Genomic DNA, 25,078 nt, shown 5'->3' with positions numbered 1-25,078 from the left:
ATGGAATGGGGAGGCCGCAGGCCTTTGGCTCGGGAATGGCGGCGAACCGCCCGATCGGGTCGACAACAGCCCGTCCCGATGCTGCGGACAAGGTCACCCTGCCGGTTCCACCGGCGTTGTCATCGCCTCGCCAATGCCCTGCTGTCCGGAGCGGACCATATGGGCGAGCGTGAACCAGAACACGGCGAACAGGACGGCGGAAAAGCCGAGCGAACAGGTGATTTTCTCGGGCGTCGGAGCCTTGAGGTTGAAATAGACCATCTGAAAGATGTTGAGCGCCACAATCCCCCTCAGCATCCAGTCGATCTTGAGCCTGCTGAGCACATAGCTTCCGAGCGGGGCCATGAGGAGAACGACCGGATAGGCGCACAGCCACGTCCGAACCTGATAGTCCGTGATCCCCTGATCCCAGAAGGCGCGATAGCCGTAGCCCAGGACGCTGATGGCCGCCATCACCATGATGCTCTGGTGGGTGGCGATCTTCTCATCCATCCGGAAACGGGTGACCAGCAGGGTGTACAGGACGATGTCGGCGCCCGTGCCGAACAGGCTGGCGCAGACGCCGCCCGCAAAGAGAATCGCGGCCAGCATCAGTTTGTCGAGGCGGCCCGTGTTCGGCAGCCTGTCCCGGTGCCCCCGGTGTTTGCTGGCGATATAGGCCAGGGCGAAGGTCATGATCAGGCTGAGAAACAGGGCCTGGATGATATAGACCGGAATGCCCTGCATCACGTTCATCCCGAACACGAAGCCCAGGAAGGCGACCGGAACGTACCACAGCACCGGCGCGTAGGAGGCCAGGCGGTTCTGTTTGCGGGACAGGATCCAGATGCTGGCGCTGGTCATGCCCACGCTCTGGATCATCAGGCTGAAGTCCCGCGCCATCCCCCGATCGATGTCGAGAAACACGCTGAGCACGGGGAAGGCCACGGCTCCGCCGCCCTCAGGCGTCAGGCCCGCCACAAAGGCGCCCAGCACCATGATGGCCGGGTAATACCAGTGCTCGATCAGGAACGGGATGCTGTTGAACGTCGCGAACAGGGCGACCCACAAGAGCATCATGCCGACATACCAACGCCGGAAGATGCGACTATCAAAAAACATCGGCCCCGCCACTTCACTCGTGGGAACGCTAACATACCGGGGCTTCTGCGCAATCGGGACGTTCATCCGGTCAGGGCCCGGTTGCAGATTGCGGTTTGAGCCAAGATTCCCCGGCCGGTGCGGGCCAGCCGTCGGTGTCGAAGACCGTCCGGTCGCGGGCCAGTTCCTAGACCGCCTTCCACCCCTGCAGCGGCCGCACCGTGGCGCAGGCGGGCGTGCCGTCCTTGCCCCTGCCGGGCAGAACCACCTCCAGCACCGCGCCGGCGCGCGCCCGGTCCAGGAGGGCGGGCGGGATGTCGTGGATGTCGATCTTGGCCCGGCGGGACCATACGCAGGCATGGTCGCCGGCGGATGTGCCGATGCGGATGTAGACGAAGCGGCGGTCCTTGCCCTCGCGCCGCACGAAGGGGCCCAGCATCCGGTTGTCGTCCGCCAGCCGGATCGGCGCCTCGAACGACAGGGGCGTCTCCGTCGCCGTCACCGGCTCATGGGGGGCGTCGTCCTTCTGCAGGCTGTAGCGGACGCCCGGAACCGGATCGGCGATCGTCAGACGCAGGGTGATGGGCGTATCGGCCATGGCGGTCAGTCCTGATGATCCACGACATGCTGTCCGCGGACCATGCGGACGAAGGGCAGGGGCCGGCCAGGCAAGAGCGGGGCGGGCGTTTCAAGCCGTTCGGCGACCTCGCCCAGCACGAACCGGGTGATGGCGGGCAGGTCCAGCGCCCGGGCCTCGTCCAGCGGCAGCCAGGCGATCTCGTCCAGCTCGCCCGACCCGGCCGTCGGCTCGGGATGCAGCAGGGCCCTGGCGTCGGCCATGAAGAACCGGGCGTCGAACCGGCGCGTCCGGCCGGGCGGGGTGATGGCGCGCGCCACATAGGACAGGGCGGCCAGATCGGGCAGGGCGCCGACGGCCCGGAACTCGCGCCATCCGCCCGCGACGACGGCAGGCGCGGCGGGCTCGGCCAGCAGCAGGCCGGTCTCCTCATACGTCTCGCGCACGGCGGCCAGGGCCAGGGCCCGCCCCCGCCGGGCCGGGACCTGCCGCGCCAGACCTTCGCGGGCCAGCCGCGCCAGATCGGCGGCCGACAGGTCCGTGGCGAAGGCGGCCGAGGCGTCGGATCGCTCGACCCGCCCGCCCGGAAACACCCATTTGGACGCCATGAAGACATGGCCCGGCGCCCGCCGGCCCATCAGCACCTCGGCCTGACCCTTGCGCCGGCGCGTCAGGATCAGGGTGGCGGCGTCCCTGGGCCGCTGCCGGTCGCCCGTGCGCGGGGCGTCGGTCAGGTCCTGGGCGGCGTCGAAGGGGTGGGACGAAGACGACATGCCCGTCTGATGCCATGCGTCGCCGCCGAAAAGAAGGCTGGGCCACGAGCCTTTCTGCCATGCCCTCCGGCCAGCCTGCGGACCGGATGCGGGGTGGAAGACCGCTGGGACCGATCGACATTTTCGACGTCATTCCGGGGCCGCGAAGCGGAACCCGGAACCCAGGGGAACGATCTCGATCTCGAAAGGCGCGAAAGATCCGCGCTGTGGTCCTGGGTTCCGGGTTCTTCGCTGCGCTTAGCCCCGGAATGACGGATCAAAGGTTCGAATGTCGACTAACCCTACCGCCGTTTGCCCTTGCGGACGCCCTTGAGCCCGCCAGAGGGCCGTCCTCCGCTGGGAGGCTTGGGACCGCCGGGGCGTTTGGAGCCGCGCTTGGGAGGACCATTGCCGCCGCTCCCGGGCCGGCTGTCACGACCCCTCATGCCCAGACGCGGGGCGGGTGCGTTGGGATCGCGGGGCTCGGCCTCGGACAGCATCTCGAACAGCAGGCCGCCGGTGACCGGGGTGGCCTCCTTCAGCTTCACCTCGACGGTCCGGCCCAGGGTGAAGCGCCGCCCGCTGCGCTCGCCGACCAGGGCGTGGGCGCGGTCGTCGTGGACGAAATATTCGTCGCCGAGGGATGAGACCGGCACCAGACCGTCGGCGCCCGTCTCCTCCAGCCGCACGAACAGCCCGAACCGGGTCACCCCGGTGATCCGCCCGGCGAAGGTCGCCCCGACCCGGTCCTCGAGGAAGGCGGCGATATAGCGGTCCATGGCGTCCCGCTCGGCGGCCATCGACCGCCGCTCGGTCTGGGTCACCTGATCGGCGATGGCGGCCAGTTCGGCGATCTCGCGATCGGTCAGCCCGTCCTTGCCGAGGCCCAGGGCCCGGATCAGGCCCCGGTGCACGATCAGGTCGGAATAGCGCCGGATCGGCGAGGTGAAATGGGCGTAGCGATCGAGGTGCAGGCCGAAGTGGCCGACGTTCTCGGGGCTGTAGATGGCCTGCATCTGGCTGCGCAGGACGACCTCGTTGACCACCTCGGCGTGGGGGCCGTTGCGGGTCTGGTCCAGCAGTTTGTTGAACCGCTTCGTCGTCGCCGGCTCGCCCTTGTTCCACGGCATGGCGATGGTCGAGAGGAAGTCGGCCAGGTTGAAGATCTTCTCCTGACTGGGCGCCTCGTGGACGCGATAGATCAGGGGGACCTTCTTCTGCTCCAGGGTCTCGGCGGCGCAGACATTGGCCTGGATCATCATCTCCTCGATCAGCCTGTGCGCCTCGAGAGAGACGCGCCGTTCGATGGAGGCGATGCCGCCATCCGGCGCCATGCGGATGCGGCGCTCGGCGCTCTCGATCTGCAGCGGGCTGCGCTTCAGCCGGCCCTTCAGCATGGTGTGATAGGCGTTCCACAGCGGATAGAGGATGGCCTCCATGATCGGGCCGGTCGTATCGTCGGTCCCGCCGCCGTTTTCCACTCCGTCGATCGCCGCCTGGGCCTGTTCGTAGCTGAGCTTGGCGTGGGACCGCATCAGGCCGCGGTGGAATTTGTGGCCGGTTTTTCGACCCTCCCTGTCGAAGACCATGCGCACGGCGAGAGTCGCGCGGTTCTCGCCCTCCTTCAGGCTGCACAGGCCGTTTGACAGCCGCTCGGGCAACATGGGCTCGACGCGGTCGGGGAAGTAGGTCGAGTTCCCCTTCGCCCGCGCCTCGCGGTCCAGGGCCGAGCCGGCGGTCACATAGGCGGCGACGTCGGCGATGGCGACCCAGACGATCCACCCGCCCTCGTTCTTGGGGTCGTCGTCGCGCTGGGCATAGACGGCGTCATCGTGGTCGCGGGCGTCGGCGGGGTCGATGGTGATGAAGGGGACCTGGCGCAGGTCGTCGCGGCCCTTCAGCGTCGGCAGCTCGACCGCCTCGGCTTCCCGCTCCACGGCCTCGGAGAAGCCCATCGGGACGTTGTGCGTATGGATGGCGATCAGGGAGGCGGCGCGGGGGTCGTCCTCCTTGCCGATATGTTCGAGGATCTTGCCGCGTTTGGGGCCGTAGCGCTGCTCGCCCTTCTCGATGGCGGCCAGGACCAGGTCGCCGTCCTTCAGCCCCTCGGCCAGCAGCGGCGGGATGATCAGGGTGTCCTTCGAGCGGCGATCCACGGGCTCGACCCGGGTCTCGCGCGCCGACTTGCGGATGACGCCGAGGACGCGGTGGTTGTCGCTGTCCAGTTTCTTGACGAGGCGGGCTTCCCAGCCGTCGGTCCCGCGCTCGAACTTGACCAGCAGCCGGTCGCCCATCCCGGGGGCGGGACCGACCTTGCCGCTCTTGTCGGGCATCAGAACGGCGCGCGGCGCATCGGGGGAGGCGTCGACCAGTCGGACATACAGTTCGCCGTCCACGTCGCGCTCGACCACATCGCAGACGCCGACGGGGGGCAGGGCTCCGGCCTCGGAGAAGCCCTTCCGTCCCCGTTTGCCCAGTTTTCCTTCCGCCTCAAGCTCACGCAGCATCTCGCGCAGGGCGCGGCGCTCGGCGCCCTTCAGCCCGAAGGCCCGGGCCAGATCGGATTTGTCGGCCTCGCCCGCCTCGCGCAGGAAGCGGAGCAGGGTCTCCTTGTCGGGCAGGCCGGAGGCGGGGCGGTTGGGAGCTTTTGTCATTCAGCCTTTCATGCCCGGGATTCGGCGGGATTGATGCAGGCCACGCCCACCGCGCGGGCGGCGCGGGCCAGATTATTGTCCAGGGTGACCAGCCGCGCATCGATGCGGCGGCAGATTGTGAGGTGAAGCGCGTCGGGGGCGCGAAGCTTGAGAGCGAATTCACGCACGAGCGCCGTCGCCTGACGGACATCTTCCGACTCCACTTCGACAGGCGTCAGGGTGGCGGCTACCCAGTCATCCAGATCGGCCAGAAGGACCCTGCCGGCGTCGGCATCGATCGCCTTCATATGGACAAGGCGCGAAATCGCCGACGACGCCTCGGCCACCACCAAGTCGCTGACCTGAACCCCGGCGGCCTGACTCATCAGATCGACCACGGGTTGGCTATGAGGCTCTGACACAAGCAGCGGGACGATGGCGCTGGCGTCGAAATAGTCGATCACTCGATCGGCTCGTCATACATGCCGTTGATCAGTTCTACCGAGGTCATGCCCAGCGGCGGCCGGGTAAGCCGCCGATTGGCGATCTCAACCATTCGGGCCTTGCGCTCGTCCCAGGTCATCGTCGGCAGGGAGCGGATTTCGGCGACAGGCTTGCCGTGGCGGGTGATGATGACCTTTTCGCCCTCGATCGCCTTGTCGAGCAGGCGCGGCAGGGTGTTCCTAGCTTCGGCGACGCTGTAGGCAGCCATGGTCGGACTCCGATTATGGCTATAAGTATAGCCATTTTTGAGTGCGGCCGCCAGCGGACGATGAAACCCGTCAGGCGATGATGTCGGGCAGGATCCGGCCTTCGATGCGCACGATCTCGTCGCGAAGGGACAGCTTCTTGCGCTTCAGCCGGGCGATCAGGAGCTGGTCCGGCAGGGGCATGTGGCTCAGCGCCTCGATCGAGGCGTCAAGGTCGGCATGCTCCTGCCGCAGGCGCTTGACCTCGGCGTGGAGGGCGAGCTCGTCCGCCGTCAGGAAGGGTTCGTCGTCATTCATTGTGGCAGGGCATCCCGGACGTACGGATCATAGCGGAGTCGGGGTCACGCCGGAAGGCGTTCGGCCAGCTGAAGCAGGGCAGGACGCGGCACGACACGCGCCCATTGTCGGGCGACCTCGGCAAGGGCGTCGATGGCGGGGCGTGGCGCACTGGACGGTGCGGGCGTCAAGGCCTCCAGCGCCGTCATCAGGACCTGTTCGGCCTCCAGCTCCAGCGCCTTGATGCGTTCGCGCAGGGCCAGACGCCCGGCGTCGTCGATGTCGACGACCCTGATCTTCAGCGTGCGGCGAACGCTTCGCAGCGGCTCCACGGCGGCGGCCGACCATGCGCGGGCGAGGTCGCAGGCGGCCTCCAGTGTGTCCTCGTCCGGTCGTCGCCCGGTCGCGGCGCACCAGCCGGCCCAGAGCAGCAGGGGCACATTCTGGCCCTGCACGTCCTGAAGATGCAGGCAGGCCTCGCCGACCCCCGGGGCGGCATAGGCGGCGATCGCCCAGTCCCAGAAACCCGTTTCGCTCATTCCGACGCGGCGGGGCCTTTCAGCCCGCTCCAGCGTTGGACCGGCGACCAGTCCAGACCGAACAGGTCAAGGGCGCGGCCGACCGACTGGTCCACCATCTCATCGATCGATTTCGGGCGCGCGTAGAAGGCGGGCAGGGGCGGGGCGATGACGGCGCCCATCTCGGTCAGGGCCGTCATGGTGCGAAGGTGGCCGAGGTGCAGCGGGGTCTCGCGCACCATCAGCACCAGTCGCCGGCGCTCCTTGAGCATCACATCGGCCGCACGGGTCAGCAGGGTGGAGGTCACGCCGGTGGCGATCTCGCCCATGGTTCGCACGGAACAGGGGGCGATGATCATCCCGCGTGTCCTGAACGATCCCGAGGCGATGGAGGCGCCGACGTCATTCAGCCGGTGCGTCACATCGGCGCGGCCCGTCAGATCGTCCGGAGTCAGATCGGTTTCCTGCGACAGGGTCAACAGGGCGGCGCGGGTGACGACCAGGTGACTCTCGACGCCCAGTTCGCGCAGGGCATCCAGGACCCGCACGCCATGGATCACGCCCGAAGCCCCTGAAACGCCCACAACAATGCGATCAGGGTTTCCAACAGCTCCGTTCACAACATGGTCCTATTCGAGGGTCAGCCTGCAAGGCGCCCGGCCAGGCGACGGGTTTGGTGAACGCCGGTTTACGTCACCGAATCGTGATTCCACAGGTCGTCAATACGGGCGCTCACTACCCTCGTCCCTTAGACATGGAGGCGCAAGCCATGACCATCGAAGCTCGTATTCGCGAACTGGGAAACCGGCACCGGCAGCTGGATGACGTGATCCAGCGGGAGCTCCACCACCCGTCCGTGGATCCGTTGCAGGTCAGGGCGCTGAAGCAGAGAAAGCTCCGGCTGAAGGAGGAGATCACCAGTCTTGAGGCCCGGGCCGGGTAGCCTGAGATCGGTCGATCCGCAGACTCAGAACGGCCCCGGGAGCGATCCCGGGGCCGATTCAATTCCGTTGTGCGGCAAGATCAGGTCTTGGAACCGAACACCGATTCCGCCGTGGGCTCGGCGACATAGCGTTCGCGCGCCTCGGGGACGAACTCCTCCTCCACCACTTCCGGCTCAACCGGCTGGATGGTGCCGCCGCCCTTCTTGAGGTCGTCACGGTGTTTCTTGTCGGCGGCCTTCTTGACCAGATCGTCGAGGGCCAGCTGGCCGACGAGGCCGAGGGTGACGGGGTCGACCGGCTTGATGTTGGGGCTGTTCCAGTGGGTGCGGTTGCGCACGCTCTCAATGGTCGACTTGGTCGTGCCCAGCAGTTTGGCGATCTGGGCGTCGGTCACCTCGGGGTGGTTGCGCACGAACCAGGCGATGGCGTCGGGGCGGTCCTGACGACGCGAGACGGGCGTGTATTTCGGTTGCGGCTTGGCGGATTTCAGCAGTTCGGCGTGGCGGCTGACGATCGCCTTCATGCGGTAGTCGGCGTTGTCCTGGGCCTTGTCGAGCTCCTCGCGGGTCAGCTGGCCGCCCGTGATCGGATCGACGCCGCGAATGTCGCGGGCCACGTCGCCGTCGGCGATGCCGCGCACTTCCAGCGGATGCAGGCCGCAGAAATCAGCGATCTGCTCGAAGGTCAGGGAGGTGTTGTCCACCATCCAGACCGCAGTGGCCTTGGGCATGAGGATGTCGGTCATGGGCGTTATTCCCGAAGAGTATCGCCCCTGAACGGGGCGCTGGATACAGCGGCGCCCGACCTTTCGGCCGGGCGCGATTAAGGCTGATATAGGCCTATTCGGTTCAAAAGGAAACGTCAGACGACGGCGAGATGACAATGGCGTACAGCTACCGTTCAGCTTGATCCGGGAATAAGGGAACGACGCAAGGCGCGTCCTTGTCCAACGGGGGAAGACCATCATGACCAGTCACATTGCGACGGCAGCCGTTGTTGCGCTCGCCACAGCCGCCATGCTCACGCCTGTATCCGCCAGCGCCCAGCGCGGCGGGAACGACCGTGCGCCGCGCGGCAGCTATGAGCAGAGCTGCAACAGCATCTCCGTCCGCAGCGGACGCCTCTATGCGACGTGCCGCGACGTAGGCCGGAATCAGCGGGCGAGTTCGCTGGATCTGTCGCGATGCAGCTCAGGCTCCGACATCGCCAACGATAACGGCCTGCTGATCTGCGCGGGCGCGCGGGGCGAATGGGAACGTACTCCGGGCGGCGGTGGTCCGGGCGGCGCCAACAACGGTGGCGGCTGGGGCGGCGGCTGGGGCGGCGGCAACGGCGGTGGCGGCCGCGGCTCGATCACCGTCTATGCCGACTCCAACTTCCGGGGCGAGCGGGCGACCTTCCAGGGCGACGTCTACAACCTGTCCTCCACCAACCTGAACGACCAGATCAGCTCGATGGAGATGCGCGGGGCCTGGGAGGTCTGCACCGACAGCAACTTCCGCGGCAACTGCCAGGTATTCCGGGGCGACGTCCGCAATCTGGGCAGCAGCGGGTTCAACGACCGGATTTCGTCGATGCGGCCGGCGCGAGGCGGCTGGTAAGGGCTCAGACCTCCAGCACAATCTTGCCGACGTGGCGGCCGCCCTCCAGCATCTGGTGGGCGGCCGTTGCGTTTTCGAGCGGGAAGGTCGCCTCGATCCGGGGGCGAATCCGCCCGGACGCGATCCAGGGCCAGACGGTTGTGCGGACAGCGGCCGTCAACCGGGCCTTTTCGTCCGCCGGGCGGGCGCGCAGGGTCGAGCCGGTCAGGACGATCCGTTTCAACATGATCCGCATGAGGTCGATCCGGGCCATTGCGCCCGTCAGCGTTGCGATCACCACCCAGCGCCCGCCGGCCTTCAGCGCGCCGAGGTTCAGTTCGGCATAGTCGGCTCCGACCATGTCGAGCACCACATCGACTCCGCCCGCCTCGGCGATGGCGGCCTTGAGGTCACCGGATGTCGAGTCGAGGCTGATGTCGGCGCCCAGCGCCAGGGCGGCGGCGGTCTTCCCGGCGCCGCGGGAGGTGGCGATGACCCGGGCCCCGGCCGCCTTCGCCATCTGGATGGCGGTGACGCCGATGCCGCTTGTCCCGCCGTGGATCAACAGGGTCTCGCCGGCCCTCAATCCGCCGGCTTCGAACACATTGGCGAAGACGGTGAAGATCGTCTCGGGCAGGGCGGCCGCCTGGATGAAGTCCATGCCTGATGGGATCGGCAGGACGTGGCGGGCATCCACCACCGCGTACTGGGCATAGCCCCCGCCGCCCAGCAGGGCGCAGACGCGGTCTCCCGGCTTCCAGTCCGATACTCCCTCGCCGACCTCGTCGATCTCGCCGGCGACCTCGAGACCCAGCACGTCCGATGCGCCGGGCGGCGGCGGATAGCCGCCCTGGCGCTGCAGCAGGTCCGGCCGGTTCACGCCGGCCGCGCGGACCCGGATACGAACCTGTCCGGACGCGGCCCGTGGATCCGGCCGTTCGCCGAGGACGAGGGCTTCTGCGGCGCCGGAGCCTCCGGTGATTTCGATGACCTGCATTGACCCTTGCCTTGCAATCGTCCGTGTCCGGGCGTTCACATAGGCCCAGGACAGGGCGTGAGCCAGTTGGAAACCCGGAAGGGAGGCTTGTCATGACGTTTGACGATCTTGAACCGCGGCCCGCGCGAGGGGCGAATCTGACCGCCCTCATGCGTGAGGATCTGGATCTGTATTCGGTGCAGGAACTGAACGAGCGGATTGAGGCCCTTCAGGCCGAGATCGCGCGATCCAGCCGCGCCATTTCGGGAAAGCAGGACAAGAAAAGCGCAGCGGACGCCCTGTTCAGCTTCCGCTGAATCCCGCGTCGACCCGGGGACGCCGGTCCGATTTCGTCCTCAACGTCGTCGTGTTCTGCCATGAAGGGATGTACGCCGGACCTTTTCGCGCGAGAGGGGGCGTGGCATGGGCGTTGCAGACGGTTTTTCAGGCAACGTTGCGGCATGTGGGTCGCGACGCCGACGAGGGCGGCTTCCTTGAGTATGATCGAGTCCATGGCAAGCGGCGAACAACAGTCAGTCGGTCGGTCCCGCGCAACGGAGGTGCACGATTTTGCGCGCTCCGAACTGTTCGAACGGACGTTCCAGGAGGGGATGGATCTGGTCGAGGAGGCGGCGGCCTGGCTGGACGGCGACGGCCGGCGCGAGTCCAAGCTGCTGTCGCGCGCCACGGCCCTGGCCTATGCCGCCGAGAGCATGAAGTTGACGACCCGGCTCATGCAGGTGGCGTCCTGGCTCCTGGTCCAGCGCGCGGTGCGAGAGGGCGACATGGCGGCTGACGCCGCTTGTGATCCCCGCTATCGCCTCGCCGAGCGACCGGCCGCGACGTCCGTGACCGATGCCGAACTGCCGATCGGTCTGATCGAATTCATCGTGCGCGCCGAGAAGCTGCACGACAGGGTCTATTATCTGGATCGCCGGATGTATCTGGACGCGCCCGTCGAGGCGGAGGTCAATCCCGTGCTGAGCCAGATGGGCCTGCTGGAAGCCGCGTTCCGGACCTGACCGACACGGCGGGGCCTGCCGCCCGGCCTGGCGTCAGGCCTGACCGATCGACACCCGGGGTCCGGATCTGCGGCCGGCGGCTACGGCCCGACGTCGTTCGCGTCGGACGGACCGTCGGCGACGACGTCAGGCAGGCTGACGGCGATGCCGAGGGCTTCCGCCAGTTTCTGGTCCCGCTTGTAGACGTCCTCGCGGAAGGCGACGCGCTGCTGACCGTCGACGAACGCTGTCCAGTACAGAAGCCGTACGCTGATTTCCCGACCGGTCTGGATGCGTTTGGTTTCCCGCGTGGACTGGGCCGTGTCGAACTGGTCGAGCAGCTCGGGACTGGGCGAGAGCAGCAACCGCGCGAAATCGACGGCGCCCTGGACCCGGACACAGCCGTGCGAGCGCTGGCGCATCGCCAGGTTGAAGGCCGCCTTGCCGGGGGTGTCGTGCAGGAAGATGGCATAGCTGTCGCGCAGCTCGAACTTGACGTAGCCGAGCGCGGCCGTCGGGCCGGCGCGCTGGATGACCGAGCCGTTGGACAGATACATGTTGTTGGCCGCCAGATAGGCGGGGCCGCGCGGCAGGATTTCCCGACGCGCGATGCCGGCGGGGACATACCAGGGCGGATTGGCGACGACCGAGGCGAACGGCTTTTCCAGGCTGGGCGTCTGGTTTTCCGGCGAACCGACGACCACCCGATTGGAGTGAACCGGCCGTCCGTCCTTCCAGTAGACCATGATGGCGGCGGCCGTATTGACCTCGATCCGTTCGGGCGAGGGGGTCCGCTTCAGCCAGCGCCGGCGTTCCAGATTGAGGGCGATCTGGCGGGCCCGGTCCTCGGCCGAGGCCCCCAGCGAACGCTGGGTCGCCGCCCCGATCCGGCCGTCAGCCAGCAGGCCGTGCCGCGACTGGAAACCGCGCACGGCGGTCTGCAGCTCGTCGCCATAGGTCAGTCCCTGTGCGGTCAGGCGGGCGCCGTCGGCGATCGTCAGGTCGCCTTCCGCCACCAGACGTTCGATCAACGCGGGGATGCGGACATCGCTGGTTCCGGGCTCTATGCCCGCTCCGGGACTGAAGACCGGCCAACCGCCATTCCGGATCAGCCGGATGTAACGCAGATAGCCGGTCGACAGGTTGGTGTAGCCGATGTCGGTCGGTGCGAGGCTGTCGAACCACTCGACCACCCTGTCGCTCACCAGGGCGTTCGAGAGCCCGGTCGGCAGATCGACCCGGTTCTTTTCCATCTCCCACAGTTCCTCGACCGTCTCGGGCCGGACGCGGCCTTCGGCCAGGGTTCGGGCATAGGTCATGGCCGCCGCGGTGGTGCGAACCTCTGCGCTGGCGGGATCGGCGGCGAGGCCTACGAAGTCGAAGAAGTCATTGGCCGGCAGGCCGTGATTTTCGGTCTTTCGAGCGACGCTCGTCAGATTGACGATGCGGGCGGGCGTCCAGACCGGCTTCCAGCCATTCAGATCATAGAAGATGCGGACGTCGTTCTGGATCGCGGCCGGCAGGCGCGAGAGCTGCTCGGTGAACACCGCGCGATTGTCGACGGGGGCGACCGGCGCCGCCGGCCTGGCGGTGGCGGGACGACGGAATTGCGCCTGCGCCTGGCCCGCCGCCGCGAGGGCGGTGGTGGCGATGCCGAAACTCAACTGCCGTCGATTCATCTTGGTCCGCTCTCGTGCGTCGGTCGGGGAGGGCAGCGCCTGTCGCGCCTTCACCGGCCGGACATCATGTTATCGACCTTCGGGACAAACAAAAAGCGCCGGTCGAGAGACCGGCGCCTTCCGTGATCACTATGTCGCACCCTGTGGCGCCAAGGACGACGCCGGTGCGCAGCGGCCTATTTCTTGATGAAGCCGCCGAACTTGTTGTTGAAGCGCGAGACGCGGCCGCCGCGATCCAGCAGCTGCTGGTTGCCGCCGGTCCAGGCCGGGTGGGTCGACGGATCGATGTCCAGGTTCAGCACGTCGCCTTCCTTGCCGTAGGTCGACCGGGTCTTGTAGGTCGAGCCGTCCGTCAGGGTGACGGTGATGAAGTGGTAGTCGGGGTGCGTGTCCGCTTTCATGGTCGTCGTCCGGTCTCTGCGCGATGACGATGCCGACCGTCGGTGCGCGTGCATTTTGTGGCGCTAGCGCTCGGCTCACGGAGCCTCGCTGCCTTAGCGAAATAAGAAAACCCGCCAGAGCCCCGGCGGGAATGAGCGGCGGCGTTTACACCGGGGGGCGATCCGGGGCAAGAGGCGCGCCATGACGCACTTGCCGCCCGCCCAGGAAACGTTCGCCGCCGAAGGACGTCCGGGCGCCGGCGCCCTGCTGGTCGAACAGATGGGCGAGGCGGGCGACCGGCGGGCGCGTCGCCGCGACGTGCGTCCCCTCGGGCGGTTGCTGCCCTATCTGGTTCAGCATCGGGTGACGGCTGTCCTGGCCCTGGTCTGGCTGTGCCTGTCCACGGCCGCCTCCCTGGGCCTGACCGCCACCGCGCGCGGAGCGATCGATCAGGGCTTCGAGGCCGGTGGTCAGCATATCAACCGGTGGTTCCTGCTGCTGGGCGTCAACGCCCTGTTTCTCGGGCTGGCCACGGCCGTGCGCTATTTCTATGTGACCAAGACCGGCGAGCGGATGATCGCCGACATGCGGACGGCGTTGTTCGGCCGCATCCTGGCGCTGGACACCGCCTATTTTGCGAAGATGCGGACCGGCGAGGTGCTGTCGCGCCTGACCACCGACATCGCCCTGGTCGAGACCCTGCTGACGACCTCGGTCTCGTTCGCCCTGCGCAACTTCCTGACCCTGCTGGGCGGGGTGGCCATGTTGCTGGTCGTCAGCCCCAAGCTGACCGGGCTGGTGCTGCTGATCGCGCCGATCCTGATCGGGCCGATCTTCCTGTTCGGACGCCGGGTTCGCAAGCTGACCGTGGCGTCCCAGGACCGGTTCGCCGGGGCGGTGGGATTCGCCGGCGAGAGCGTGGACGCCATCGAGACGGTGCAGGCCTTTGGCCGCGTCGCCGGAGGCGTGGCCCGGTTCAGGGAGGCGGTCGAGGCGGCCTTCGCCACCAGCCTGGTGCGAATGAGGGCCCGGGCCTTCATGACGGCGTTTGTCATCGTGGTGATGTTCGGCGGCGTGACCCTGGTGCTGTGGCTGGGGGCCCAGGACGTGATCCGCGGCTCCATGTCGCCGGGAGCCCTGCTTCAGTTCGTCCTCCTGTCGGTGTTCGTGGCCGGGGCGGTAGGCGCGCTGGGGGAGAGCTGGGGCGATGTTCAGAAGGCCGCCGGCGCCATGGAGCGGATCGATGAACTGATGAAGGCCGAGCCGGGCATCGCGGCGCCGGCAACGCCTTCGGTCCTGCCCGTGCCGCCGCGCGGCGAGGTGTCGATGTCGGCCGTCGACTTCGCCTATCCCGGCCGTCCCGACCTGCCGGCGTTGAGAGGGTTTTCGCTGACCGTGCGTCCGGGCGAGACCGTGGCCCTGGTCGGACCGTCGGGCGCGGGCAAGTCGACCGTTTTCCGCCTGCTGCTGCGCTTCTATGATCCGGAGGCCGGTATGGTCTCGGTCGACGGCGTCGATGTGCGTCTGGCCGAGCCTTCAGAAGTCCGCAGCCGGTTCGCCTGGGTCTCGCAGGAAGCGCCCCTGTTCTCCGGATCGGCGCTGGAAAACATCCGTTTTGGCCGCGAGGAAGCGACTCTGGACGAGGTGCGCGCCGCCGCCGAGGAGGCCCAGGCCCTGACCTTTATCGAGGCCCTGCCGCAAGGTTTCGACACGCCGCTGGGCGAACGCGGCAAGAGCCTGTCCGGCGGGCAGAGACAGCGATTGGCCATCGCCCGGGCCCTGGTCCGGGAGGCGCCGATCCTGCTGCTGGACGAGGCGACCAGCGCACTCGACGCCGAGAACGAGCGTCTGGTCCAGGTGGCGCTCGACAAGGCGATGGAAAGCCGCACCACACTGGTCATCGCCCACCGCCTCGCCACGGTCCTTCGCGCGGACCGGATCGTGGTGATGGACGAGGGCCGGGTGGTGGAGGAGGGCGATCACGCCAGCCTGATCGCGCGCGGCGGGCTCTATGCCCGACTGGCGGAGCTGCAGTTCCGGGCGGGATAGCTCGCCCCCTGCGCTGCCCCGCACGGTTGAAAACAGGCCCCTCCGCCGCCTCTCTGATGGAGAGGGGGGTTGCGGCCGTTGTTCCGAAGGTGTCCAAGCAAGCCGGATCTGTTAAGGATTTGGTAACCTATGCGTCGCGCCCTGCACATCGGCCTGTTTATTGGCACACTCCTCGGGATGTCGGCCTGTGCGACGGCGGAGCCTGGAAGCTCGGGCGCCTACGGGTCGGTCGAGGCGGGCCGGACCGGGGGCTGAGTCCGGCTCCTGAAGGCTGACGCCAAGGAATTCGTGGCGGAATCGGGCGAGTTCCGCTATGGGGCGAAGGCGGACGCCGACTGTCGCGCCGCGTTGATCCCCTCACCCCCCTAGATGCTTCTCATAGCTATTGTCGTTGTTCTGCTCCTGGTGGTGCTCAACGGCCTGTTCGCCATGACCGAACTTGCGGTCGTGTCTTCTCGCAAATCGAAGCTGCAGAGCCGGGCGGAAAAAGGCGATCGCGGTGCGCGCAAGGCGCTCAAACTCGCCGAGGAGCCGACCCACTTCCTGTCGGCCGTCCAGGTGGGCATTACCCTGATCGGCATTCTCGCGGGCGCCTACGGCCAGGCGACCATTGCCGGCGAGCTGGACCGTATTCTGGAAGCCGCCTTCCCGGCCTTCGCCCCCTACAGCCAGTTCTTCGCCACGGCCCTGGTCGTCGTCGTCATCACCTATGTGTCGCTGATCGTGGGCGAACTGGTGCCCAAGCGGATCGCCCTGATCATGCCTGAGGCCGTGGCCGCCAAGATGGCGGCGCCGATCTCGACCCTGGCCATCGTGCTCAAACCCTTCGTGCTGCTGCTGACGGCCTCGACCTCGGCCATCCTCAAGATCATGGGGATCAAGGACCGCGACGGCTCGGACGTGACCCAGGAAGAGGTCGAGACCATGATCGCCGAGGGCACCTCGGCGGGTCTGATCGAGCCTGAAGAACAGACGATGATCGAGGAGATCCTGCGTCTCGGCGACCGGCCGATTCGCGTGGCTATGACCCCGCGTCACGATGTGTTCTGGATCGCTCTCGACGATACGGAGACCGTGCTGCGCGAGGAAATCCGCACCTGCCCCTATTCACGCATCGTCGTGGCGCGCGAGAGCGATGTCGATAATCCGCTGGGCGTGGTCCACAAGAAGGACCTGCTGGACAGTCTGTTGACCCACGGCAAGTTTGACATCGAGGCGCTGGTCCAGACGCCGGCCTTCATTCCGCAGTCGACCTCGGTGCTGAAGGCGCTGGAGATCCTGAAGGCGTCAAAGGTCCATATGGCCTTTCTGGTCGACGAGTTTGGCGCCTTCGAGGGCGTGGTGACCGCCACCGACCTGCTGGAAATGATCGCCGGCGATTTCGACGAGGGACACGACGCGGCCGAGGCCTATATCCGCCAGCGCGAGGATGGCAGTTGGCTGGTCGACGGCCAGACCGATCTGGAGGAACTTTCGGACGTGCTCGGCGAGGATTTCGGCGAGACCGAGGGCTTCCACACGGTCGCCGGCCTGGTGTTGCACCACCTGTCCCGCGTGCCCGACGAGGGCGAGATCCTCCAGCTCGGCCGTTTCGAGGTCGAGGTCGTGGATATGGATGATCGCCGTATCGACAAGCTGATCTTCAAACAGGTCATCAACGCCCAGGACGAGCGCGACGCCGTCGCGGCCCAGTACGACAACTGACGGTTAAAACCGTCGTTTTGTCGGTCGGCCTTGCCTCCGGAAGAGCGCCTTGCTAAAGCCCCCGCTCTGGCGAAGCCGACGCGCCTGAGGGTCCGCCCTCCGGCGCGTTATAGTTTTGTCCGGAACCTAGGAGTTTAGCTCAGCTGGTAGAGCACCGGTCTCCAAAACCGGGGGTCGTGGGTTCGAATCCCCCAACTCCTGCCACCTTCCCCTGTCGCCGCCGGATGGGACTTCCCATCTGGTGCGACAGGATCAATCGTTTGAAGAGCACCTGATGGCCAAGGCCAAGACTCCGGGCAAGCGGCCCCCGATCACCGCCAGGACGGCACAGGCGGCGCCCGCGGCCCAGACCGTCACGATCGACACCCCGGCGCCGAAGAAGAAGACCTCGATCCCGCAGTTCTTCAGCCAGGTGCGCGCCGAGGCCCGCAAGATCGTATGGCCCAGCCGCAAGGAGACCTGGATCACCTCGGTGATGGTCTTCATCATGGTGGCGATCGCCACCCTGTTCTTCTGGATCGTGGACTATGGCCTGGCCAAACTGTCCACCTTCATCCTGGCCCTCGGCTGACCTCTAACGACAAGGAGACGCGCACATGACCGATGCAGCGCCCGAAACGAAGCCGGCCTCCAATCCCCGGCACAAGTGGTACATCGTCCACGCCTATTCGAACTTCGAGAAGAAGGTCGCCCAGCACATCCGCGACCAGGCCAAACAACGGGGTCTGGAAGAGTGTTTCTCTGAAATCCTGGTTCCCACCGAGGACGTCGTCGAGATCCGCCGGGGCCGCAAGGTCAATTCGGAACGCAAATTCTTCCCCGGCTATGTGCTGGTGAAGATGGACCTGACCGACGACGCCTATCACCTGGTCAAGGACACGCCCAAGGTCACGGGCTTCCTCGGCGCCGCCGGCGGCACCAAGCCCCTGCCGGTCTCGGAGCGTGAGGTCCAGAACATCATCGGCGCCGTGGAAGAGGGCGTCGAACGTCCCAAGCCCACCATCCGCTTCGACATCGGCGAGACCGTCAAGGTCATCGACGGTCCGTTCGCCAGCTTCGACGGCCAGGTCGAGAGCGTCGACGAGGACAATGCCCGCCTGCGCGTGGCTGTGTCGATCTTCGGCCGTCCTACGCCTGTGGATCTGGAATACAGCCAGGTCGAGAAGAACGCCGCCTGAGGCGAACGCGCCTTTCGAGATTTGAAGCCGCGTCCGAAAGGGCGCGGCTTTTTTCTTGTCGTGTCGCCTCGTAGTACGAGCGGGAGAGGCGGGCGGGAGGGCGTGTTGCCTTCCGCCCCTGCCTGCTGGATGTTTCATTCCATCCGGGGGGAGGCTGGTATGTCGGCGACCATGATCCATGAGGGGGGCTGCGCCTGCGGCGCGGTGCGTTATCGGGTCGAGGGCGATCCGGTTTTCGTCAACAACTGCCACTGTCGCCTGTGTCAGAGGCAGACCGGATCAACCTCGGTCGTCAACGCCTTCTACGAGACGGAACGACTGACCCTGGTTGAGGGCGAACTGACAGATCACTCCGTCCCGGCCGGCAGTGGCGGTGAGCACGTCATCCGCCGCTGCAAGACGTGCGGCGTCGCCCTCTGGAGCCACTATCCCCGGCTCGGACGCCTGGGCGCCGGCGTGCGGGTCGGGACCCTGGATCAGCCCGGCGCGTTTCGGCCGGACGCTGTGATCTTCACGGAGAGCGCCATGCCCTGGTCGGTCTTCCCGGACGATATTCCGGTGTTCGAGACCGTCTATAATCAGATGGACGTTCTGCCGCCTGAACGGGTCGAGCGACTGCAGGCCCTGATCGCGAGGCGCAAGGCTGGCGAAGGCTGAGCCCGCCGGACCTGTCCGCGCCCTGTTTGCCTTTCCGCCCCCCCTCTGTTACAGGCGCGCCTTCGCTCGGCGGGCCCCGGCTCGCGGAACGTCAAATCCGTGGGAGGCAGCCATGCCCGACCACGGCTCACCGGCCCCGACTAGCGTCGAGGTCATTCACAGGAGAGACCAATGGCCAAGAAGATCCTCGGCTATATCAAGCTGCAGGTGCCCGCGGGCGCCGCAACGCCTTCGCCCCCGATCGGCCCGGCACTGGGCCAGCGCGGCGTCAACATCATGGGCTTCTGCAAGGAGTTCAACGCGCGCACCGAAAAGGAAGCCAAGGGCACCCCGCTTCCGACCGTCATCACCGTCTATCAGGACAAGTCGTTCACCTTCCTGACCAAGACGCCGCCGGCGACCTGGTACCTGAAGCAGGCCACGGGTCTGAAGTCGGGTTCCAAGCTGGTCGGACGTGAAGTCGCCGGCCAGATCACGCAGACGCAACTGCGCGAAATCGCCGAAAAGAAAATGAAAGATCTGAACGCCAACGACCTCGACGCGGCGGCCAAGATCATCGAAGGCTCGGCTCGCGCCATGGGCCTCGAAGTCGTGGAGGGCTAAGCACATGGCCAAGCAAACCAAGGCTCAAAAGGCCCGCACCGGCGACACCCTGACCCTGATGCCGTTCTCGGACGCCATCGCCGCCGTCAAGGACAACGCCAAGGCCAAGTTCGACGAGTCGATCGAGATCGCCGTCAATCTGGGCGTCGATCCCCGTCACGCCGACCAGCAGGTCCGCGGCGTGGTCAACCTGCCGTCGGGCACCGGCCGTGACGTTCGCGTCGCCGTCTTCGCCAAGGACGCCAAGGCGGCTGAAGCCACCGCAGCCGGCGCTGAATATGTCGGCGCCGAGGATCTGTACGAAAAGATCAACGGCGGCTTCATGGACTTCGACCGCGTCATCGCGTCCCCGGACATGATGGCCCTGGTCGGCCGTCTGGGTAAGGTGCTGGGCCCCCGCGGCCTGATGCCGAACCCCAAGGTCGGCACCGTGACCCCGAACGTCGCGCAAGCGGTCAAGGACGCCAAGGGCGGCGCCGTTGAGTTCCGCGTCGAGAAGGCCGGTATCGCCCATGGCGGCATCGGCAAGGCCTCCTTCACCCAGGAAGCCCTCGAAGCCAACGTCAAGGCCTATGTCGAGGCCCTGAACCGCGCCAAGCCGGCCGGCGCCAAGGGCACCTATGTGAAGCGCATCACCCTGTCGTCCACGATGGGCCCGGGCTTCAAGGTCGATCCGGCCTCCCTGGCCTGATCGGCATAGCCGGCGGAAAAACGAAGGGCGGCGATCCACCGGGTCGCCGCCCTTTTTCTTGCCTGCCGGCCCGCATGTGTCATCCTGCGGCCGGTTGAGGGGAGAGGCGGCATGATCCTGATCCGGAAGCTGGGCGTCGTCGCGCTGGCGACCCTTCTGATGTTCGCCCCGCCCGTGATCGCCCGCGCCCAGGAGGCGCCGCCGACCGCCCAGCGTCTTGAACTGTCCCGCCGGCTCATGACCCTCTCGCAGGGGCCGAATATCACCAAACAGATCGACGCCCAGGTGCGCCAGATCGGCGAGGAGACGACGGAACTGACCAGCGAGCAGCGGGCCTGGATGACGACCAATATGACCCGGATGATCAGGACCATGATGGAGGGCCTGATCGACGATCTGACCGACCTCTACGCCCGGACATTTTCGGTGGAGGAGCTGGAGGCGCAGATCGCCTTCTATCAGACGCCGGTGGGCCGATCGATCATCGAAAAGAGCCTCGCGATCGGTGTGGATCAGGCCCGGGTCATGGCCGAGCATCAGGAGGCCTTCCTGACCGAACTGATGACCAAATTCTGCCAGAGCTTCGACTGTTCGGCCGCCGGTGGCGGGAAGGGCGGCTGATCGCCCTTCCCGTCCTGGACGTCGGTCCGGATCGACGGGTTCCGGTCCGCCTGACGGGCTTCAGTAGGCGGCGGTGAACCGGGCGCGGCTGTGCCGGTGTTGCTCCAGCTCGTCGACCATGGCGATGGCGTAGTCGGAAAAGCCGATCCGGCTCTCGCCTTTTTCATCGATGATCAGCTGGTCCGTACCGGTTCGGAAGCGGCCCAGTCGGGGCGTTTCCTCGATGGAGGCGGCGGGCGAGAAGAAGGTCCAGTCGATCTCGTTCTCGCCGCGCAGGTCCTCCAGGAAGGCGATGCCGGGCACGGCGTAGGGCTTGAACTCGTCCGGGAAGGCCGGCGTGTCGATCAAACGGACGCCGGGGGCGACCTCCAGACTGCCCGCACCGCCCGTGACCAGAAGGCGGGATACGCCCGCGACCTTCAGGGCAGTCAGCAGGGTGGCGGCGGGAATGGTGTGGTGGAGGGCGCTGATCACGGCGTCCGAGCCCCGGACCAGTTCAGCCAGCCCATCGGCGTCAGAGGCGTCGCCCGCGACGGCGGTCACGCCGGACGCCGACGGAATGCGCCCGGGGCTGCGAGCGACGGCGGTGACGGTGTGACCGCGCGCGGCCAGTTCCTTTGTGATCTCTGATCCGGCGCGACCGCTGGCGCCGAGGACGGTGACAATCATGGGGAGGACTCCATTGGTTTCCATTGGGTACCAGGTGCTGTATGGAGATCAGCTATGCAAGAAGGCACTTTTCCCTCTCCTGGTCACCTGGATGTAACCGGGTCCATGCCGACATCGCCCGACGATCGTGGAGATGTCTTCGCCGCCCGATGTCCGACGCGCAGCCTGCTGGACCGTCTGGCCGACAAGTGGACGGTGCTGGTGCTGTCGACGCTGGACGAGGGGCCGATGCGGTTCAATGCCCTGAAACGTCGGATCGAGGGGGTGTCGCAGAAGATGTTAAGCCAGACCCTGCGCCAGCTGGAACGCGACGGGCTGGTTTCGCGCGCCGTCGAGGCGACGGTTCCGGTCTCCGTGACCTATGCCGTGACCCCGCTGGGACGGACGCTGGTTCTGGCGGTCCAGCCGGTGATTGACTGGGCCGAAACCCGGATGGGGTCCGTCGCCGCAGCCCAGGCCGCCTATGACGCACGGGCCGCCCGGATCTGACACTCCGACGACGGACAACTTGACGCAGGCGTGTCGATCCCGTCTTGAGAGCGCAGGGCGGCAAGACCGTCGGGAGATCTTGCCAATGCCTCGAGAGGGTCCGCTGTCGCCGCCGTCCGACCTTCAGGGGACGGGAGACCTCTGCCCGTGAGCCTGCCGGTCAAGCGGTCAGCACGTTCGGAAACCCGTCAGGTCGCAGCCCTGCCCTGGCGCGATGGGCCGGACGGTCTGCAGATCCTGATGATCACCTCGCGCGAGACGCGTCGCTGGGTCATCCCCAAGGGCGGGCGGATGGCCGGCAAGACAGACCCGGAGGCCGCCGCCATCGAGGCCATGGAAGAGGCCGGCGTCCAGGGTCCGGTCTGCACCGCAGCCGTCGGGGTGTTCCGCTATGTCAAACAGCTGCGCAGCGGCGAGGACCGTCCCTATATCGTGGCGGTCTATCCGCTGCAGGTCATGATCCAGCTCGGCGTCTGGCCCGAGGCGTCCGAGCGGGAGCGCCGCTGGATGTCGCCCGCTGCGGCGGCCGGCTCTGTGCATGAACCGGATCTGGCCGCGCTGATCCTCGCCTTCGCCGCCGCCGCCCGGGACCAGGACGCGGCAGACGGAGGCGTCTGACGCCTATTCGGCCATAAAGCGGCGCTGCGCCTGCATCATGGCGGTGATCAACGCCTTCTCGCCCTCGGCGAGGAAGGGGTTCCAGACGTCAATGATCAGGATGACCCGCAGGCCGTCTGCATCGTTCCAGGCCTCGTGCTCGATCGTGTCGTCGAACACCCAGGCCTCGCCCAGCTTCCAGTCGCGCGTCGTATTGCCCACACGGAACCGCGCCGGTCCCGGCAGGATCAGAGGCAGGTGGCACAGCAGACGGATATTGGCTGACCCGGTGTGCGGCGGAATATGGGTGTGGGGCTGGAGCGCGCTGAAGGTGACGGTCGGGGCGAAACCCGGCTGATCGGCCATCGGCAGACTCTCCAGCAGGGCCGTTGTTCCGGGGCAACGGGCGCAGACTTCCTGCTGTTTTTCGCCGTCCTTCCACAGGAACAGGGCCGACCAGTCGCGGGAGTGGTTCAATGCGCCCCACTGGTTCACCGGGGCCTCGGGCGGATAGTTGATATAGGGCGCGAACCGGTCGAACTCGACGGCGATGAGCGCCTCCAGCTCGGTCCGGATCAGCTCCGTGCCCGCCTCGAGCTTGTCCAGCCAGGGGAACAGGGCCCTGTCGTAGAAGGGAATGGCCGGCAGGCGCGGATAGTTCAGCAGCAGCGGTTCCTGCTTCGGCGCCGGCTTGAGCCCGGCGTAGATCTCCAGCCCCTCATCGAACCTGTCGCGCGTATAGGCGTCCAGGGTGGCGGCAACGGCCTCGACCTCGGCCCGCATGTGCTGGCTCAGGGCCTCGGCGTGTTTGCGGACCAGTTCCGAGGCGTAGTCGATCTGGGCCAGCAGGGCAGGGGGGCAGCGGTCCCGGGGCGGGGCGATCTTCAGGGCGTTCCTGTAGGAGGCCACGGCCGCCTTGGGCTTGCCGAGCTTCTCCAGCAGGGCCCCCTTGGCCAGAAGGGCGATGAAATCGTACGGCTGCATCGACAGGGCGCGGTCGACCTGGATCAGGGAGCCGGTGAAATCTCCCATCAGCCTGAGCGCCAGCGACCGGTTGAGGACGCCGTTGTGGGTGGGGCCAAAGGCGTCTGCCCGGTCGATCAGGGCCAGGGCGGCGCGCGCGTCCTGACGCGCCAGGGCCTGGCTGGCCTGTCGCAGGAGGTCGGCCTGTTCGCCCTGGAGATCAGACAAGGTGCGCCCTGAATCTAACGTGGATCTTTGGTAATGTGCGCAGCGTCGCATGTCGGTCAATGCTCAGCTTGCGGACCGTTCCGAATTCCGCCTGGCGGTGGCGGCGGCGCCGCATTCGACGGGACCGGCGACGGTTTGCCGTGCCGGCGGTTGATTTCCCGCCGCATCGCCTGTATGAGCGCGCCTTCTCCGTCGTGAGCTTCTTTTTTGAGGTTTCGCGGCGGTCCTGTCCGAGAACTTCGGGGCGAGGGGGCCACCCTTGCCATAACTGCCAGAGAGCCCTCTGGCGCCGTGGGGAGATGGGGATGCGAACCGGACCTGTCCGCCCGCCTGTCGGGACGACGCGTCGGTTTCTTCCTTCGGACAATACGACCGGCCCCGACGTTTCGCAGCGATGCGCGGCGTCATGGCCATATCGCCGTCGGGAATAAGCCCGGCTGCGAACTCTAGACTGGAGACCGCAATGGACCGCGCACAAAAGGCCGAGTCGATCGAGACGCTGAAGGGCGTCTTCTCCGACGCCGGCGCCGTGGTCGTGACCCACAACCTGGGTCTGACCGTTGCGGAAATGGAAGATCTGCGGGGCCGTCTGCGCACCGCAGGCGGAGCGTTCAAGGTGGTCAAGAACCGCCTGGCGCTGAAGGCTCTCGACGTCGAGGAAGGTTCGGCTCACCACGCCCTGTTCAAGGGTCCGGTGGGCATCGCCTACGCCCCCGACGCCGTGACCGCCGCCAAGGTCACCGCCGAATACGCCAAGGCCAACGACAAGTTCGTCGTCCTGGGCGGCTTCATGGGTGACAAGGTTCTGGACGCGAAGGGCGTGGAGACTCTCTCCAAACTGCCGTCGCTGGACCAGATCCGCGCTTCGTTCCTGGGCCTGCTCAACACGCCTGCGACCCGCGTCGCCGGCATCGTTCAGGCCCCGGCCGCCCAACTGGCCCGCGTGTTCAACGCCTATGCCACCAAGGACGCCGCGTAAGCCCCGGGCTTACGGAACAGACCGCTTCCATCTCTGCACATCTCTACTGAAACCCAATCCTCCGAAGGAAAACTGACTATGGCTGACCTGTCCAAGATCGTCGAAGACCTGTCCTCGCTGACCGTCCTCGAAGCCGCCGAACTGTCCAAGCTGCTGGAAGAAAAGTGGGGCGTGAGCGCCGCTGCTCCGGTCGCCATGGCGATGCCGGCCGGCGGCGCCGCCGCTCCGGCTGAAGCTGTTGAAGAGCAAACCGAGTTCACCGTCGTCCTGCTGGACGGTGGCGACAAGAAGATCAACGTCATCAAGGAAGTCCGCGGCGTCCGTTCGGACCTGGGCCTGAAGGAAGCCAAGGACCTGGTCGAAGCCGCTCCGACCAACGTTGTCGAAAACGTCTCCAAGCAGATCGCCGAAGACGTCAAGAAGAAGCTGGAAGAAGCCGGCGCCAAGATCCAGATCAAGTAAGCCTGTCGGGCTTGCCCTACCGCCCTTCGGGCTACTTGAGGGCGGTAGGTGATCTGGCCTTTGCAGGCCTTCCAAACGAAA

The 25,078-nt window shown here is 66.7% G+C and carries 31 protein-coding genes and 1 tRNA gene; 17 read left to right on the top strand and 15 right to left on the bottom strand.

Annotated elements, in window-relative coordinates; genetic code table 11:
* Nucleotides 1–93 precede the first annotated feature (93 nt).
* From ACW17W_RS12095 to ACW17W_RS12055, 9 genes are all read right to left on the bottom strand, one after another.
* A complete protein-coding gene (locus ACW17W_RS12095; protein WP_492077159.1) occupies nt 94–1,059 on the bottom strand; it encodes a sulfite exporter TauE/SafE family protein in 966 nt (321 codons plus the stop codon).
* A gap of 208 nt (nt 1,060–1,267) precedes the next feature.
* Nucleotides 1,268–1,678, bottom strand: a complete 411-nt coding sequence (locus ACW17W_RS12090; RefSeq protein ID WP_492077158.1) for a DUF5990 family protein — start codon at nt 1,676–1,678, stop codon at nt 1,268–1,270.
* Nucleotides 1,679–1,683: 5 nt separating this feature from the next.
* Nucleotides 1,684–2,430, bottom strand: coding sequence for an NUDIX hydrolase (locus tag ACW17W_RS12085; RefSeq protein WP_492077157.1), 747 nt, complete (start codon nt 2,428–2,430; stop codon nt 1,684–1,686).
* 281 nt (nt 2,431–2,711) lie between these two features.
* Nucleotides 2,712–5,063, bottom strand: coding sequence for a ribonuclease R (gene rnr, locus ACW17W_RS12080; protein WP_492077156.1), 2,352 nt, complete (start codon nt 5,061–5,063; stop codon nt 2,712–2,714).
* 8 nt (nt 5,064–5,071) lie between these two features.
* Nucleotides 5,072–5,506, bottom strand: coding sequence for a type II toxin-antitoxin system VapC family toxin (locus ACW17W_RS12075; protein ID WP_492077155.1), 435 nt, complete (start codon nt 5,504–5,506; stop codon nt 5,072–5,074).
* Nucleotides 5,503–5,754 carry a type II toxin-antitoxin system Phd/YefM family antitoxin gene (locus tag ACW17W_RS12070; protein WP_492077154.1) on the bottom strand — a complete coding sequence of 84 codons (252 nt, stop codon included), beginning with the start codon at nt 5,752–5,754 and terminating at the stop codon, nt 5,503–5,505. The genes ACW17W_RS12075 and ACW17W_RS12070 overlap by 4 nt, the downstream gene beginning before the upstream one ends.
* 70 nt (nt 5,755–5,824) lie before the next feature.
* Complete coding sequence (locus tag ACW17W_RS12065) at nt 5,825–6,049, bottom strand: YdcH family protein (protein ID WP_492077153.1); 225 nt, start codon at nt 6,047–6,049, stop codon at nt 5,825–5,827.
* 44 nt (nt 6,050–6,093) lie between these two features.
* Nucleotides 6,094–6,567, bottom strand: coding sequence for a TIGR02444 family protein (locus ACW17W_RS12060; RefSeq protein ID WP_492077152.1), 474 nt, complete (start codon nt 6,565–6,567; stop codon nt 6,094–6,096).
* Nucleotides 6,564–7,166 carry a UbiX family flavin prenyltransferase gene (locus tag ACW17W_RS12055; RefSeq protein ID WP_492077151.1) on the bottom strand — a complete coding sequence of 201 codons (603 nt, stop codon included), beginning with the start codon at nt 7,164–7,166 and terminating at the stop codon, nt 6,564–6,566. Before ACW17W_RS12055 ends, ACW17W_RS12060 begins: the two co-directional genes overlap by 4 nt.
* Nucleotides 7,167–7,315: 149 nt before the next feature.
* Here ACW17W_RS12055 and ACW17W_RS12050 point away from each other — a divergent pair, with 149 nt between their 5' ends.
* A complete protein-coding gene (locus ACW17W_RS12050) occupies nt 7,316–7,489 on the top strand; it encodes a YdcH family protein (RefSeq protein ID WP_492077150.1) in 174 nt (57 codons plus the stop codon).
* Between the two features lie 80 nt (nt 7,490–7,569).
* Here ACW17W_RS12050 and ACW17W_RS12045 read toward each other — a convergent pair whose 3' ends face one another.
* The gene (locus ACW17W_RS12045) at nt 7,570–8,235 is read right to left on the bottom strand and encodes a DUF1013 domain-containing protein (RefSeq protein WP_492077149.1); all 666 of its coding nucleotides are present in this window, start codon (nt 8,233–8,235) and stop codon (nt 7,570–7,572) included.
* Between the two features lie 220 nt (nt 8,236–8,455).
* On the opposite strand from ACW17W_RS12045, the gene ACW17W_RS12040 reads away from it, so the two are divergent.
* Complete coding sequence (locus tag ACW17W_RS12040; protein WP_492077148.1) at nt 8,456–9,091, top strand: beta/gamma crystallin-related protein; 636 nt, start codon at nt 8,456–8,458, stop codon at nt 9,089–9,091.
* A 4-nt stretch (nt 9,092–9,095) separates the two neighbouring features.
* Here the strand turns inward: ACW17W_RS12040 and ACW17W_RS12035 are convergent, their stop codons facing one another.
* Entirely contained in the window at nt 9,096–10,067 is a 972-nt protein-coding gene (locus ACW17W_RS12035; protein ID WP_492077147.1) for an NAD(P)H-quinone oxidoreductase, read from the bottom strand.
* Between the two features lie 149 nt (nt 10,068–10,216).
* Here ACW17W_RS12035 and ACW17W_RS12030 point away from each other — a divergent pair, with 149 nt between their 5' ends.
* A complete protein-coding gene (locus ACW17W_RS12030) occupies nt 10,217–10,363 on the top strand; it encodes a DUF1192 family protein (RefSeq protein ID WP_492077146.1) in 147 nt (48 codons plus the stop codon).
* A gap of 195 nt (nt 10,364–10,558) precedes the next feature.
* Nucleotides 10,559–11,068, top strand: a complete 510-nt coding sequence (rcdA, locus tag ACW17W_RS12025) for a protease adaptor protein RcdA (RefSeq protein WP_492080316.1) — start codon at nt 10,559–10,561, stop codon at nt 11,066–11,068.
* 80 nt (nt 11,069–11,148) lie between these two features.
* On the opposite strand, the gene ACW17W_RS12020 is transcribed toward rcdA, so the two are convergent.
* The gene (locus ACW17W_RS12020) at nt 11,149–12,726 is read right to left on the bottom strand and encodes a L,D-transpeptidase family protein (protein WP_492077145.1); all 1,578 of its coding nucleotides are present in this window, start codon (nt 12,724–12,726) and stop codon (nt 11,149–11,151) included.
* Between the two features lie 176 nt (nt 12,727–12,902).
* Complete coding sequence (gene rpmE / locus ACW17W_RS12015) at nt 12,903–13,127, bottom strand: 50S ribosomal protein L31 (RefSeq protein WP_492077144.1); 225 nt, start codon at nt 13,125–13,127, stop codon at nt 12,903–12,905.
* 181 nt (nt 13,128–13,308) lie between these two features.
* Between rpmE and ACW17W_RS12010 the strand changes: the two genes are divergently transcribed.
* The 9 genes from ACW17W_RS12010 to ACW17W_RS11970 all read left to right on the top strand — a co-directional run bounded on the left by ACW17W_RS12010 (nt 13,309) and on the right by ACW17W_RS11970 (nt 20,610).
* On the top strand, nt 13,309–15,156 hold the full coding sequence (locus ACW17W_RS12010) for an ABC transporter transmembrane domain-containing protein (RefSeq protein WP_492077143.1): 1,848 nt from the start codon (nt 13,309–13,311) through the stop codon (nt 15,154–15,156).
* 369 nt (nt 15,157–15,525) lie between these two features.
* On the top strand, nt 15,526–16,860 hold the full coding sequence (locus ACW17W_RS12005; RefSeq protein ID WP_492077142.1) for a hemolysin family protein: 1,335 nt from the start codon (nt 15,526–15,528) through the stop codon (nt 16,858–16,860).
* A 128-nt stretch (nt 16,861–16,988) separates the two neighbouring features.
* Nucleotides 16,989–17,064, top strand: a tRNA-Trp gene (locus tag ACW17W_RS12000).
* Between the two features lie 70 nt (nt 17,065–17,134).
* On the top strand, nt 17,135–17,431 hold the full coding sequence (gene secE / locus ACW17W_RS11995; RefSeq protein ID WP_492077141.1) for a preprotein translocase subunit SecE: 297 nt from the start codon (nt 17,135–17,137) through the stop codon (nt 17,429–17,431).
* 25 nt (nt 17,432–17,456) lie between these two features.
* Nucleotides 17,457–18,038, top strand: a complete 582-nt coding sequence (gene nusG, locus ACW17W_RS11990) for a transcription termination/antitermination protein NusG (RefSeq protein WP_492077140.1) — start codon at nt 17,457–17,459, stop codon at nt 18,036–18,038.
* 159 nt (nt 18,039–18,197) lie between these two features.
* Nucleotides 18,198–18,695: a GFA family protein gene (locus ACW17W_RS11985; protein ID WP_492077139.1), complete on the top strand. Its 498-nt coding sequence runs from the start codon at nt 18,198–18,200 to the stop codon at nt 18,693–18,695.
* A 171-nt stretch (nt 18,696–18,866) separates the two neighbouring features.
* Entirely contained in the window at nt 18,867–19,298 is a 432-nt protein-coding gene (gene rplK / locus ACW17W_RS11980; protein WP_492077138.1) for a 50S ribosomal protein L11, read from the top strand.
* Between the two features lie 4 nt (nt 19,299–19,302).
* Entirely contained in the window at nt 19,303–19,989 is a 687-nt protein-coding gene (rplA, locus tag ACW17W_RS11975) for a 50S ribosomal protein L1 (RefSeq protein ID WP_492077137.1), read from the top strand.
* 111 nt (nt 19,990–20,100) lie between these two features.
* Complete coding sequence (locus ACW17W_RS11970; protein WP_492077136.1) at nt 20,101–20,610, top strand: DUF2059 domain-containing protein; 510 nt, start codon at nt 20,101–20,103, stop codon at nt 20,608–20,610.
* 60 nt (nt 20,611–20,670) lie between these two features.
* On the opposite strand, the gene ACW17W_RS11965 is transcribed toward ACW17W_RS11970, so the two are convergent.
* Nucleotides 20,671–21,279 (bottom strand): NAD(P)-dependent oxidoreductase, encoded by a 609-nt coding sequence (locus ACW17W_RS11965; RefSeq protein ID WP_492077135.1) that lies wholly within the window; start codon nt 21,277–21,279, stop codon nt 20,671–20,673.
* A 105-nt stretch (nt 21,280–21,384) separates the two neighbouring features.
* On the opposite strand from ACW17W_RS11965, the gene ACW17W_RS11960 reads away from it, so the two are divergent.
* A complete protein-coding gene (locus ACW17W_RS11960; RefSeq protein ID WP_492077134.1) occupies nt 21,385–21,768 on the top strand; it encodes a winged helix-turn-helix transcriptional regulator in 384 nt (127 codons plus the stop codon).
* A gap of 147 nt (nt 21,769–21,915) precedes the next feature.
* A complete protein-coding gene (locus ACW17W_RS11955; protein WP_492077133.1) occupies nt 21,916–22,386 on the top strand; it encodes an NUDIX hydrolase in 471 nt (156 codons plus the stop codon).
* A 3-nt stretch (nt 22,387–22,389) separates the two neighbouring features.
* Here ACW17W_RS11955 and ACW17W_RS11950 read toward each other — a convergent pair whose 3' ends face one another.
* Nucleotides 22,390–23,556 carry an aspartyl/asparaginyl beta-hydroxylase domain-containing protein gene (locus ACW17W_RS11950; RefSeq protein WP_492077132.1) on the bottom strand — a complete coding sequence of 389 codons (1,167 nt, stop codon included), beginning with the start codon at nt 23,554–23,556 and terminating at the stop codon, nt 22,390–22,392.
* A gap of 463 nt (nt 23,557–24,019) precedes the next feature.
* Between ACW17W_RS11950 and rplJ the strand changes: the two genes are divergently transcribed.
* The gene (gene rplJ / locus ACW17W_RS11945) at nt 24,020–24,535 is read left to right on the top strand and encodes a 50S ribosomal protein L10 (RefSeq protein WP_492077131.1); all 516 of its coding nucleotides are present in this window, start codon (nt 24,020–24,022) and stop codon (nt 24,533–24,535) included.
* Nucleotides 24,536–24,613: 78 nt separating this feature from the next.
* Nucleotides 24,614–24,997: a 50S ribosomal protein L7/L12 gene (rplL, locus tag ACW17W_RS11940; protein ID WP_492077130.1), complete on the top strand. Its 384-nt coding sequence runs from the start codon at nt 24,614–24,616 to the stop codon at nt 24,995–24,997.
* Nucleotides 24,998–25,078 lie beyond the last annotated feature (81 nt).

It is taken from the genome of Brevundimonas sp. FV1ye29L (assembly GCF_058681095.1).
This window is presented reverse-complemented; position numbering and strand designations above follow the sequence as displayed.

Coding starts and splice junctions, on each gene's coding strand:
- ACW17W_RS12050 (WP_492077150.1), top strand. CDS start 7,316: ATGACCATCGAAGCTCGTATTCGCGAACTGGGAAACCGGCACCGGCAG.
- rplA (WP_492077137.1), top strand. CDS start 19,303: ATGGCCAAGCAAACCAAGGCTCAAAAGGCCCGCACCGGCGACACCCTG.
- ACW17W_RS12005 (WP_492077142.1), top strand. CDS start 15,526: ATGCTTCTCATAGCTATTGTCGTTGTTCTGCTCCTGGTGGTGCTCAAC.
- ACW17W_RS11965 (WP_492077135.1), bottom strand. CDS start 21,279: ATGATTGTCACCGTCCTCGGCGCCAGCGGTCGCGCCGGATCAGAGATC.
- rplL (WP_492077130.1), top strand. CDS start 24,614: ATGGCTGACCTGTCCAAGATCGTCGAAGACCTGTCCTCGCTGACCGTC.
- ACW17W_RS12040 (WP_492077148.1), top strand. CDS start 8,456: ATGACCAGTCACATTGCGACGGCAGCCGTTGTTGCGCTCGCCACAGCC.
- ACW17W_RS12065 (WP_492077153.1), bottom strand. CDS start 6,049: ATGAATGACGACGAACCCTTCCTGACGGCGGACGAGCTCGCCCTCCAC.
- ACW17W_RS12020 (WP_492077145.1), bottom strand. CDS start 12,726: ATGAATCGACGGCAGTTGAGTTTCGGCATCGCCACCACCGCCCTCGCG.
- ACW17W_RS12030 (WP_492077146.1), top strand. CDS start 10,217: ATGCGTGAGGATCTGGATCTGTATTCGGTGCAGGAACTGAACGAGCGG.
- ACW17W_RS11960 (WP_492077134.1), top strand. CDS start 21,385: ATGCCGACATCGCCCGACGATCGTGGAGATGTCTTCGCCGCCCGATGT.
- rplJ (WP_492077131.1), top strand. CDS start 24,020: ATGGACCGCGCACAAAAGGCCGAGTCGATCGAGACGCTGAAGGGCGTC.
- ACW17W_RS12060 (WP_492077152.1), bottom strand. CDS start 6,567: ATGAGCGAAACGGGTTTCTGGGACTGGGCGATCGCCGCCTATGCCGCC.
- ACW17W_RS11985 (WP_492077139.1), top strand. CDS start 18,198: ATGTCGGCGACCATGATCCATGAGGGGGGCTGCGCCTGCGGCGCGGTG.
- ACW17W_RS12070 (WP_492077154.1), bottom strand. CDS start 5,754: ATGGCTGCCTACAGCGTCGCCGAAGCTAGGAACACCCTGCCGCGCCTG.
- rplK (WP_492077138.1), top strand. CDS start 18,867: ATGGCCAAGAAGATCCTCGGCTATATCAAGCTGCAGGTGCCCGCGGGC.
- ACW17W_RS12045 (WP_492077149.1), bottom strand. CDS start 8,235: ATGACCGACATCCTCATGCCCAAGGCCACTGCGGTCTGGATGGTGGAC.
- ACW17W_RS12035 (WP_492077147.1), bottom strand. CDS start 10,067: ATGCAGGTCATCGAAATCACCGGAGGCTCCGGCGCCGCAGAAGCCCTC.
- ACW17W_RS12085 (WP_492077157.1), bottom strand. CDS start 2,430: ATGTCGTCTTCGTCCCACCCCTTCGACGCCGCCCAGGACCTGACCGAC.
- rcdA (WP_492080316.1), top strand. CDS start 10,559: ATGGCAAGCGGCGAACAACAGTCAGTCGGTCGGTCCCGCGCAACGGAG.
- secE (WP_492077141.1), top strand. CDS start 17,135: ATGGCCAAGGCCAAGACTCCGGGCAAGCGGCCCCCGATCACCGCCAGG.
- ACW17W_RS12095 (WP_492077159.1), bottom strand. CDS start 1,059: ATGATGCTCTTGTGGGTCGCCCTGTTCGCGACGTTCAACAGCATCCCG.
- rnr (WP_492077156.1), bottom strand. CDS start 5,063: ATGACAAAAGCTCCCAACCGCCCCGCCTCCGGCCTGCCCGACAAGGAG.
- ACW17W_RS12010 (WP_492077143.1), top strand. CDS start 13,309: ATGACGCACTTGCCGCCCGCCCAGGAAACGTTCGCCGCCGAAGGACGT.
- rpmE (WP_492077144.1), bottom strand. CDS start 13,127: ATGAAAGCGGACACGCACCCCGACTACCACTTCATCACCGTCACCCTG.
- nusG (WP_492077140.1), top strand. CDS start 17,457: ATGACCGATGCAGCGCCCGAAACGAAGCCGGCCTCCAATCCCCGGCAC.
- ACW17W_RS12090 (WP_492077158.1), bottom strand. CDS start 1,678: ATGGCCGATACGCCCATCACCCTGCGTCTGACGATCGCCGATCCGGTT.
- ACW17W_RS11970 (WP_492077136.1), top strand. CDS start 20,101: ATGATCCTGATCCGGAAGCTGGGCGTCGTCGCGCTGGCGACCCTTCTG.